Source organism: Phytohabitans aurantiacus, assembly GCF_027923225.1.
Lineage (GTDB): Bacteria > Actinomycetota > Actinomycetes > Mycobacteriales > Micromonosporaceae > Phytohabitans > Phytohabitans aurantiacus.
Genome location: NZ_BSDI01000047.1, coordinates 26,893 through 36,378 on the forward strand (window position 1 = coordinate 26,893; position 9,486 = coordinate 36,378).

8 protein-coding genes are annotated in these 9,486 nt (G+C 72.6%); 6 read left to right on the forward strand and 2 right to left on the reverse strand.

Annotated features, from left to right (window positions below; translation table 11 throughout):
• Window position 1 precedes the first annotated feature (1 nt).
• From QMG73_RS34485 to QMG73_RS34495, 3 genes are read left to right on the forward strand one after another with little or no spacing between them, the layout of a single operon-like run.
• Window positions 2-475 carry a (2Fe-2S)-binding protein gene (locus tag QMG73_RS34485; protein ID WP_281902816.1) on the forward strand — a complete coding sequence of 158 codons (474 nt, stop codon included), beginning with the start codon at window positions 2-4 and terminating at the stop codon, window positions 473-475.
• Entirely contained in the window at window positions 472-2,868 is a 2,397-nt protein-coding gene (locus tag QMG73_RS34490) for an aerobic carbon-monoxide dehydrogenase large subunit (RefSeq protein WP_281902819.1), read from the forward strand. Before QMG73_RS34485 ends, QMG73_RS34490 begins: the two co-directional genes overlap by 4 nt.
• Entirely contained in the window at window positions 2,865-3,656 is a 792-nt protein-coding gene (locus QMG73_RS34495; RefSeq protein ID WP_281902821.1) for an XdhC family protein, read from the forward strand. The genes QMG73_RS34490 and QMG73_RS34495 overlap by 4 nt, the downstream gene beginning before the upstream one ends.
• 49 nt (window positions 3,657-3,705) lie before the next feature.
• On the opposite strand, the gene QMG73_RS34500 is transcribed toward QMG73_RS34495, so the two are convergent.
• Both QMG73_RS34500 and QMG73_RS34505 read right to left on the reverse strand, forming a co-directional pair.
• Window positions 3,706-4,947, reverse strand: coding sequence for an RNA polymerase sigma factor (locus tag QMG73_RS34500; RefSeq protein ID WP_281902824.1), 1,242 nt, complete (start codon window positions 4,945-4,947; stop codon window positions 3,706-3,708).
• Window positions 4,948-4,954: 7 nt separating this feature from the next.
• On the reverse strand, window positions 4,955-5,311 hold the full coding sequence (locus QMG73_RS34505; protein WP_281902825.1) for a YciI family protein: 357 nt from the start codon (window positions 5,309-5,311) through the stop codon (window positions 4,955-4,957).
• 374 nt (window positions 5,312-5,685) lie between these two features.
• Here QMG73_RS34505 and QMG73_RS34510 point away from each other — a divergent pair, with 374 nt between their 5' ends.
• From QMG73_RS34510 to QMG73_RS34520, 3 genes are all read left to right on the forward strand, one after another.
• Complete coding sequence (locus tag QMG73_RS34510) at window positions 5,686-5,964, forward strand: hypothetical protein (RefSeq protein ID WP_281902827.1); 279 nt, start codon at window positions 5,686-5,688, stop codon at window positions 5,962-5,964.
• 68 nt (window positions 5,965-6,032) lie between these two features.
• Complete coding sequence (locus QMG73_RS34515) at window positions 6,033-7,697, forward strand: ABC transporter transmembrane domain-containing protein (RefSeq protein ID WP_281902829.1); 1,665 nt, start codon at window positions 6,033-6,035, stop codon at window positions 7,695-7,697.
• A gap of 7 nt (window positions 7,698-7,704) precedes the next feature.
• A complete protein-coding gene (locus QMG73_RS34520; RefSeq protein ID WP_281902830.1) occupies window positions 7,705-9,480 on the forward strand; it encodes an ABC transporter ATP-binding protein in 1,776 nt (591 codons plus the stop codon).
• Window positions 9,481-9,486 lie beyond the last annotated feature (6 nt).

Below are 9,486 nucleotides of genomic sequence, written 5' to 3' on the forward strand. Positions count from 1 at the left end.
CATGACGACGCGGATCACCGTCACAGTGAACGGCGAGGAGCACACCGCCGAGGTCGAGCCCAGGACACTCCTCGTGCACTTTCTGCGCGATCAGTTAGGCCTGACCGGCACGCACTGGGGCTGCGACACGTCCAACTGCGGCGTCTGCACGGTCACGCTCGACGGCACGCCCGTCAAGTCGTGCACGGTACTGGCCGTGATGGCGCACAACCACAGCGTCGGCACTGTGGAGGGGCTGGAGCGAGACGGCAAGCTCGACCCGGTGCAGCAAGGATTCGTCGAGTGCCACGGACTCCAATGTGGATTCTGCACGCCGGGCATGATGCTCACCGCCCGCTGGCTGCTCGACAACAACCCGGACCCGTCGGAGACCGAGATCCGCGAGGCGATCTCCGGCCAGTCCTGCCGGTGCACCGGTTACGAGAACATCGTGCGGTCGGTGCAGTGGGCGGCTCGCCAGGAGGTCACGCGATGACCACTGTGGACAAGCCCTCGATGGGCTTCGGTCGGATGCACCGCAAGGAAGACGCGCGCTTCATCCGCGGCCGCGGCACGTACGTCGACGACGTGCGCCTGCCCGGCATGCTGCACGGCGCAGTGCTGCGCAGCCCGTTCGCGCACGCCCGCATCGTCTCCATCGACACCCGCGCCGCCGAGGCGCACCCCAAGGTCAAGGCCGTCATCACCGGCAAGACCCTGGAAGGGCTCAAACTGGCCTGGATGCCCACCCTCTCCTACGACACGCAGGCCGTCCTCGCCACCGACAAGGTCCGCTTCCAGGGCCAGGAGGTGGCTTTCGTCGTCGCCGAAGACAAGTACTCCGCGCGAGACGCCCTGGAGCTCATCGACGTCGAGTACGAGCCGCTGCCCGCCGTCGTCGACGCCCGGCGCGCGCTCGACCCCGACGCCCCGGTGATCCGGGACGACAAGGAGAACCAGAACGGCAACCACATCTTCGACTGGACCGCGGGCGACAAGGCGGCCACCGACGCCGCGTTCGCGCGCGCCGAGGTGGTCGTCAAGCAGGACGTGCTGTACCCGAGGGTGCACCCGGCACCGCTGGAGACCTGCGGGGCGCTCGCCGACTTCGACAAGGTCACGGGCAAGCTGACGATGTGGTGCAACACGCAGGCACCGCACGCGCACCGCACGGTGTACGCCCTGGTGGCGGGCCTGCCCGAGCACAAGATCCGCGTGATCTCGCCCGACATCGGCGGCGGCTTCGGCAACAAGGTGCCCATCTACCCCGGGTACGTGTGCGCGATCGTCGGCTCGATCGTCACCGGCAAGCCGGTCAAGTGGATGGAAGACCGGTCGGAAAACCTGATGAGCACCGGATTCGCCCGCGACTACCACATGAGTGGCGAGGTGGCCGCGACCCGCGACGGGAAGATCACGGCCGTGCGGGTGAAGGTGATCGCCGACCACGGGGCCTTCAACGGCACCGCCCAGCCCACCAAGTATCCGGCCGGCTTCTTCCACGTCTTCACCGGCTCGTACGACCTCGAGGCGGCGCACTGCGAGGTCACCGGCGTCTACACCAACAAGGCGCCCGGCGGCGTGGCGTACGCCTGCTCGTTCCGGATCACCGAGGCGGCGTACCTCATCGAGCGGCTGGTCGACGTGCTCGCCTTCGACCTGGGCATGGACCCGGCGCAGCTGCGCATGAAGAACCTGCTGCGGGCCGAGCAGTTCCCCTACTCCAGCCCGACCGGCTGGGAGTACGACTCCGGCGACTACCCCCGCGCCCTCCAACTCGCGCTCGACATGGTCGGGTACGACGAGATCCGGCGCGAGCAGGCGGCGGTGCGCGAGCGGTGGGCGGCCGGCGACCGCTCCGGCACGCTGCCGGGCGTCGGCATCAGCTTCTTCACCGAGGCCGTCGGCGCCGGGCCGCGCAAGCACATGGACATCCTCGGCCTCGGCATGGCCGACGGCGCCGAACTGCGGGTGCACCCCACCGGCAAGGCGGTGCTGCGGATCTCGGTGCAGAGCCAGGGCCAGGGCCACGAGACCACGTACGCCCAGATCGTCGCGCACGAGCTGGGCATACCGCCGGACGACATCGAGGTGGTGCACGGCGACACCGACCAGACGCCGTTCGGCCTCGGCACGTACGGGTCGCGCTCCACACCGGTCTCCGGCGCCGCCACGGCGGTGGTCGCCCGCAAGGTACGCGAGCGGGCCAGGCTGGTCGCCTCGGCGATGCTGGAGGTATCGGCCGACGACCTGGAGTGGGACGGTGCCGGGCGCTGGGTGGTGCGCGGCTCCACCGAACAGGGCCGCACCATCCAGGAGATCGCCCTCGCCGCGCACTCCAGCCTCGAACTGCCCGACGGCGTCGAAGGCCACCTCGACGCCACCACCGTCTACAACCCGCCCAACCTGACGTTCCCGTTCGGCGCGTATGTCTGCGTCGTCGACGTCGACCCGGGCACCGGCCAGGTGAAGGTGCGGCGGTTCGTGGCCGTCGACGACTGCGGGGTACGCATCAACCCGACGATCGTCGAGGGACAGGTCCACGGTGGACTCGCCGACGGCATCGGCATGGCGCTGATGCAGCTGATCGCCTTCGACGAAGACGGCAACTGTCTCGGCGCGTCCTTCATGGACTATCTACTCCCGACATCGGTCGAGTGTCCATCGTGGGAACTCGGCGAGACCGTCACGCCGTCGCCGCACCACCCCATCGGCGCGAAGGGCGTCGGCGAGTCGGCCACCGTCGGATCGCCGGCCGCCGTCGTCAACGCGGTCGTCGACGCGCTCAAGCCGTACGGGGTCCGGCACGCCGACATGCCGCTGACCCCGGCGCAGGTGTGGCGGGTCATCCAGGGCAGCCCGCTCCGCACGGACCTGGCGATCACATGACCGCCGCCCTGGAGGTGTCCGCCCGGGCCGAGGCGCTGCGTGCCCGGCGGACACCGTTCGTGCTCGCCACCGTCGTACGGGCGCAGCGGCCCACCAGCGCCAAGCCGGGCGACCGCGCGCTCGTACTGCCCGACGGCACGCTCGACGGGTTCGTCGGCGGCACCTGCGCCGCCGACGCCGTCCGGGGTGAAGGGCTGCGGCTGCTCGCCACCGGCGATTCGACGCTGCTGCGGATCACCCCCTCGCCCGCTTCTTCGGGTTCCCCGGAGGACGAGGAGGGGCTCGTGACGGTCAGCAACCCGTGCCTGTCCGGCGGTGCGCTCGACATCTTCCTGGAGGCGAACGTGCCGCCGCCGCTCGTGCGGATCTTCGGAGACGCCCCGGTGGCGCGGGCGCTCGTCGAGGTCGGGCGCGCCATGGGGTACGAGGTCGAGGCGACCGCCGACCCCACGGCACCGACACCGGCAGACGCCGCCGCGATGGTGATCGCCTCGCACGGCCGCGACGAGGAACCGGTACTCGCCGCGGCCCTCGCCGCCGGTGTGCCGTACGTGGCACTGGTGGCGAGCCGCAAGCGGGGCACGGCGGTACTGGGCGCGGTCGAGGGTGCGGCTGGCAAGGTCAGCTCCCCCGCCGGCCTCGACATCGGCGCCCGCACCCCGGCCGAGGTCGCCATCTCCATCTACGCCGAGCTGATCAAGTCCCGCCGCGCGGCGCCCCGCCCCCGCACCCAACTCCCCCTCCTCCCCCCTGCGGAGGGTGCCTGCTGCTCCCACCCCCACTCCTAGTGATCAGGGCGTCCCTGAAGTCCCTCTAACGACTTGAGGGACGCCCTGATCACAGTTCTGCCAGGCGGCGTTCGAGGTAGCGGCGCTCGGGCTCATTGCCTACCAGAGTGAGGGCCTCGCGGTACGCCGTGGCGGCCTCGTCGGCGCGCCCCAGGCGGCGCAGTAGGTCGGCGCGGGCGGCCGGCAGGAGGTGGTAGCCGGCCAGGCGGCGGTCGGCGGCCAGTTCGTCGAGGAGCGCCAGGCCCGCCTCGGGGCCGTACACCATGGCGACGGCGACCGCTCGGTTGAGGTCGACCAGCGGCGACGGGGCGATCGTGCGCAGTACGTCATAGAGTGCCACCACCTGCGGCCAGTCCGTTGTCGCCACGTTCGCGGCCTCGTCGTGGACGGCGGCGATGGCGGCCTGGATGGCGTACGGGCCGGGGCGCCCGCCGGACAGCGCCTCGACCACCAGCCGGCGCCCCTCCGCGATCTTGTCGGCGTCCCACAACGACCGGTCCTGATCGTCGAGCAGTACCAGCTCGCCGTTGGCGTCGACGCGGGCGGCGCGGCGGGCGTCGACGAGCAGCATGAGTCCCAGCATCCCGGCTACCTCGCGCTCGTCGGGCAGCAGCCGGTGCAGGATGCGACCGAGGCGGACGGCTTCGTCGGCGAGATCGGCCCGGACGAGCTCCGCCCCGTTCGTGGCCGCGTACCCCTCCGTAAAGATCACGTACACGACGCGGAGCACGGCGGGCAGCCTCGTCGGCAGTCCGGCCGCGTCCGGTACCCGGAATGGAATGCGCGCGTCGCGGATCTTGCGCTTCGCGCGGACGACGCGCTGCGCGATCGTCGGGGTTGGCACCAGAAACGCCCGCGCGACCTCGGGTGTCGTCAGGCCTGCCAGGCACGTCAGGGTCAGCGCGATCTGCGCCTCCAGCGCGAGCGCAGGATGGCAGCAGGTGAAGAAGAGGTGCAGCCGCTCGTCGGGTTCGTCGTCCCAGTCGGGCTCGGACGGCGCGGGCGGCGGCTCGGGCCGGCCCGCCTCGACGCGGAGCAGGGCCAGACGGGAGGCGAGCGTGCGGTTCTTGCGGACGATGTCGACCGCCCGGTGGCGGGCCACGGTGAGCAGCCACGCCGCTGGGCGGGCGGGCACCCCGTCACGGGGCCACCGCGCGAGGGCGGTGGCCACCGCGTCGGAGGCGACCTCTTCAGCAAGGTCAAGATCGCCGAGGGTACGCACGAGCGTCGCGAGCAGGCGGCCCCACTCCTCGCGGAAGACCGCCTCGACGGAGTCGGCGGCGCTCGTCACTGGCGGCTCACTCGGGTTCGTCGAACTCCATGATCGGCCGGACCTCCACCGCACCGTACTTGGCACCCGGGCAGCGAGCGGCCCACTCCAGGGCACTGTCGAGGTCAGGCACGTCGATCAGGTAGTACCCGCCGAGCACCTCGCGGGTCTCGGCGAACGGTCCGTCGGTCACCAGCCGCTCCCCGTCCTTCAGCCGGACGGTGGTGGCGGTGGTGGTGGGCTGGAGCGCGTCGCTGCCTTCCTTGACGCCAGCGTCGGCGACCGCCTTCTCGTACGCCCAGTACTCGCCCATGACCTGCTCCACCTCGGCCGGATCCGGCGCGCCGGTCTGCTCCTCGGTGTAGATCAACAACATGTACCGCATGGTGTCTCCCAAGCTCCGTGGTGGCCGCCTACCGGTCACCTCTCATCCTGACGACGCGGCACCGATCCGAAATCGACATCACCGCCAAACTTTTTCTTCCGCCGCCCCCGCTGCTCGGCTATCCCGCCAGCGGGCACCGCCCGATCCGCCCGTTTGCTCCCACCCGTTCGCTCCGCACCAGCCCTTTCTCCGCCGCCCCGGCCTCTCCGCCCGCAGGCCACTCTCCGCCAGCAGGCCCTCTCCGCCGGCAGGCCCTCTCCGCCCGGCAGGCGCTCTCCGCCGGCGGGCGCTCTCCGCCCGGCAGGCGCTCTCCGCCGATCAAGGGCGAAGGCACGTGGTTTGATCTCTTTTCCGCGTGTTTTTGCCCTTGATCCATGCAGATCCCCTTGATCGGCGCGGCGCGGCGCGACCACGGCACGGCACGGCGCGACCACGGCACGGCGCGGCGCGAGCGCGGCGCGGCGCGGCGCGAGCGCGGCGCGGCGCGGCGCGAGCACGGCGCGGCGCGGCGCGAGCACGGCGCGGCGCGGCGCGAGCACGGCGCGGCGCGAGCACGACCCGGCGCGGCGCGAGCACGACCCGGCGCGAGCACGGCGCGGCGCGGCGCGAGGACGGCCTCTCGCAAGCCCCGCCGCGATCAAGGAGCGGGCTGATCTGGCCTCCCTGACAATGAGGCGCTAGGTTAGCCTTGCCTTACTATCAGGTCGAGCAAGGTGGTGACGTGGGGGTCCTGGGGCGCGCGGTCGCCGGCCAGTGGCGGTACGTGGCGGTCGCGGCGGTGCTGGGCGCCGGCCACCAGGCGGGCGAGGCGCTGGTACCCGTCGTCATCGGCGTCGTCATCGACGAGGCGGTTTCGACCGGCGACAGCAACGCGCTGCTGTTCTGGATCGCCGTGCTCGCGGTCGTATTCGCCGGGCTTTCGGCGAGTTGGCGGTTCGCGGCCCGTGCCGCCGAACGCGCCGCCGAACGCGCCGGCCACGACGTCCGGGTCGGCATCACGCGGCGGGTGCTCATGCCGCGCGGCGGCGCCGAGACCGGCCGGCTCGCCGGTGCGCTCGCGAGCATCGCCACCAGCGACGCGCGCCGGGTCGGCATGGTCAACACGGTGCTGCCGGCCGGAACGGCAGCGCTGAGCGGCATCCTGGTCACCGCCGTGGCGCTGCTGCGCATCTCGGTGCCGCTCGGGCTGCTCGTGCTGCTCGCCGCGCCGCCGGTGCTGTGGGCCGGCCACCTGCTCGGCTCGCGGCTCGAACGGCGCAGCGCGGTCGAGCAGGAGCGCGCCGCCCACGCCTCGGGTGTCGCCGCCGACCTGGTCGCCGGGCTGCGCGTGCTCAAGGGGATCGGCGCCGAGGGCGCGGCCGTCGCACGGTACCGGCGCACCAGCCAGGAATCCCTCGCCGCCACGCTGCGCGCGGCCCGCACGCAAGCATGGCACGACGGCGCACTCCTGACCCTCACGGGCGTTTTCATCGCGGCGGTCGCGCTGGTCGGCGGCCGCCTGGCCGCGCGCGGCGACATCAGCGTCGGCGAGTTGGTCGCCGCCGTGGGCCTGGCGCTGTTCCTATTAGGACCGCTGCAGCTTCTCGCGTGGGTCAACGGCCAGGTCGCGCAGGGCCGCGCCTCCGCTGCGCGGGTCGCGGACGTGCTGGCCGCGCCGCCACTGCTCTCCTCCGGCAACGCACGGCCACACGAGGTTCTTGGCCGTGTACTTGTCAACGGCGTCACCCACGGCCCGCTGCGCGACTTGCGACTGGAGGTGGCTCCCGGCGAGTTGCTCGGTGTGGTGGCCGCCGATCCGGCAGCCGCGACGGCGCTGCTGGAATGCCTTGCCCGCACGGCCGATCCGGCCGCCGGCACCGTGGAGCTGGACGGGATACCACTGTCCACACTCGACCCAGCCGAGGTACGCGTCGTGATCCTGCCGGCCGCGCACGACGCCGAACTGTTTGAGGGCACACTCAGCGACAACGTCGCCGCCGCCGCTCGGGCCGGACGGATACCCGGGGCGATGGCCGCTTCCGCCGCGGACGAGGTGGCCGCGACGCTGCCGGACGGCGGCGACACCGTGCTCGCCGAGCGGGCCCGTTCCCTGTCGGGTGGGCAGCGCCAGCGTGTCGCGCTGGCCCGTGCACTCGCCGCCGATCCACCGGTACTGCTGCTGCACGATCCGACGACAGCCGTCGACGCGGTCACCGAAGCGCGGGTGGCCAACGGGATTCGCGAGTTGCGCCGTGGGCGTACCACAGTAATCGTGACGACCAGCCCGGCGCTGCTCGCGGCGACCGACCGCGTCGTGGTCGTGACCGATGGCGCGGTCGTGGCCGAGGGACGGCACGCCGACCTCGTTCGGTCCAATGCGGACTACCGCGCGACCGTACTGTCCTAGGAGGACCATGGAGCTCCTGCCCACCGCCGAGCCGGGCCGCGTGCGCGCGGTCGTGGCGGGGCTGCTCCGCGCGCGCCGAGGGCTTGCCGTCGCCGCGTTCGGGGTCCTCGTCGGGGCGACCGCCGCCGGACTGCTGACCGCCCCGCTGCTGGGCCACGTCGTCGACCTGGTCGCCGACGGGCGGCCGCCCAGCGCGCTCACCACGCCGGTGGTGCTGCTCGTGCTGATCGCGGTGGTGCAGGGCGTGCTGACCGCGTACGGCGTGAGCCTGGTGGCGCGGCTCGGCGAGGGGATGCTGGCGGAACTGCGGGAGCGCTTCGTGGAGCGGGCGCTGCGGCTGCCGCTCGACCGCGTGGAGCGGGCCGGCTCTGGCGACCTGACCGCCCGCGTGACGGCCGACGTGTCGATCGTCGCCGAGGCGGTGCGCCGCGCGCTCCCCCAGCTCGCGCGGTCCGGGCTGACGATCGGGCTGACCCTGGTCGGGTTGGCGGTGCTGGATTGGCGCTTCTTCGTCGCGGCGCTGCTGGCGGTGCCGATCCAGGCGCACACCGTGCGATGGTATGTGGGGCGGGCGATCCCGTTGTACGCCAAGCAGCGCGTCGCGGTGGGCGCACAACAGCAGCAGCTGCTCGACACGGTGGGCGGCGCGGCGACGGTGCGTGCTTTCCGCCTCGGCGACCGCCACGTCGGGCTGGTCGCGGCGCGCTCGGAGGAGACTGTATCGCTTGCCCTGCGCGCGATCCGGCTGATGACGCGTTTCTACGGCCGGCTCAACGTGGCCGAGTACGTGGGTCTGTCGGCGGTGCTGATCGTCGGGTTCCTGTTGGTGCGCGCGGACGCGGTGACCATCGGCACGGCGGCGGCGGCCGCGCTGTACTTCCACAACCTGTTCACGCCCATCAACATCGCGCTGGCGCTGGCCGACGACGCCCAAGTGGCGGCCGCCGGTCTGGCCCGCCTGGTGGGCGTGGCCGACATGCCCGCGCCACCGGCGCCACGCATTCCGGCGCCACGCCCGGCATCGGACACCGGGCGACCCGCGCCTCCGGTGGCGCATGTGGACGGTGCGGTCAAGGTCGCGGGCCTGGGACACCAATACGTGGCGGGCCATCCGGTGTTGCACGGCGTCGACCTGGACGTGGCGCCCGGCGAGCGGGTCGCACTGGTAGGCGCGAGCGGCGCGGGCAAGAGCACCGTGGCGAAGCTGGTCGCCGGCGTGCACCACCCGACCGCTGGCACCGTGACGATCGGCGGCACCCTGGTCGACGAGTTCGCCACCGGCCGGACGGTCGCCCTGGTGACCCAGGAGGTGCACGTCTTCGCCGGGCGCCTCGACGACGACCTACGGTTGGCCCGCCCGTCGGCACCTGACAAGGAACTGCGAGATGCCCTCGCGATGGTGGGCGCGCTCGAATGGGCCGAGGCCCTGCCCGACGGGCTGGCCACAGTGGTCGGTGAGGGTGGCCACAAACTGACCGCGACCCAGGCACAGCAGCTGGCGCTCGCCCGCCTCGTCCTGGCCGACCCGCCCGTGGCGGTACTCGACGAGGCGACCGCCGAAGCCGGCAGCGCGGGCGCGCGGGTGCTGGAGGAAGCGGCGGCGCGCGCCCTGGACGGCCGTACGGCGCTGGTGGTGGCGCACCGGCTGACCCAGGCCGCAACCGCCGACCGCGTGATCGTCCTGGACGCCGGCCGCGTAGTCGAGTCCGGCCCTCACAAGGAACTCCTGACGGCGGACGGCCCATACGCCACCCTCTGGACCGCTTGGTCCGCCACCCGCTAACCCGTG

Bases quoted from the DNA above. Each gene is read 5' to 3' on its own strand.
- QMG73_RS34485 (WP_281902816.1), top strand. From the start codon at position 2: ATGACGACGCGGATCACCGTCACAGTGAACGGCGAGGAGCACACCGCC.
- QMG73_RS34490 (WP_281902819.1), top strand. From the start codon at position 472: ATGACCACTGTGGACAAGCCCTCGATGGGCTTCGGTCGGATGCACCGC.
- QMG73_RS34495 (WP_281902821.1), top strand. From the start codon at position 2,865: ATGACCGCCGCCCTGGAGGTGTCCGCCCGGGCCGAGGCGCTGCGTGCC.
- QMG73_RS34505 (WP_281902825.1), bottom strand. From the start codon at position 5,311: ATGCGGTACATGTTGTTGATCTACACCGAGGAGCAGACCGGCGCGCCG.
- QMG73_RS34510 (WP_281902827.1), top strand. From the start codon at position 5,686: ATGCAGATCCCCTTGATCGGCGCGGCGCGGCGCGACCACGGCACGGCA.
- QMG73_RS34520 (WP_281902830.1), top strand. From the start codon at position 7,705: ATGGAGCTCCTGCCCACCGCCGAGCCGGGCCGCGTGCGCGCGGTCGTG.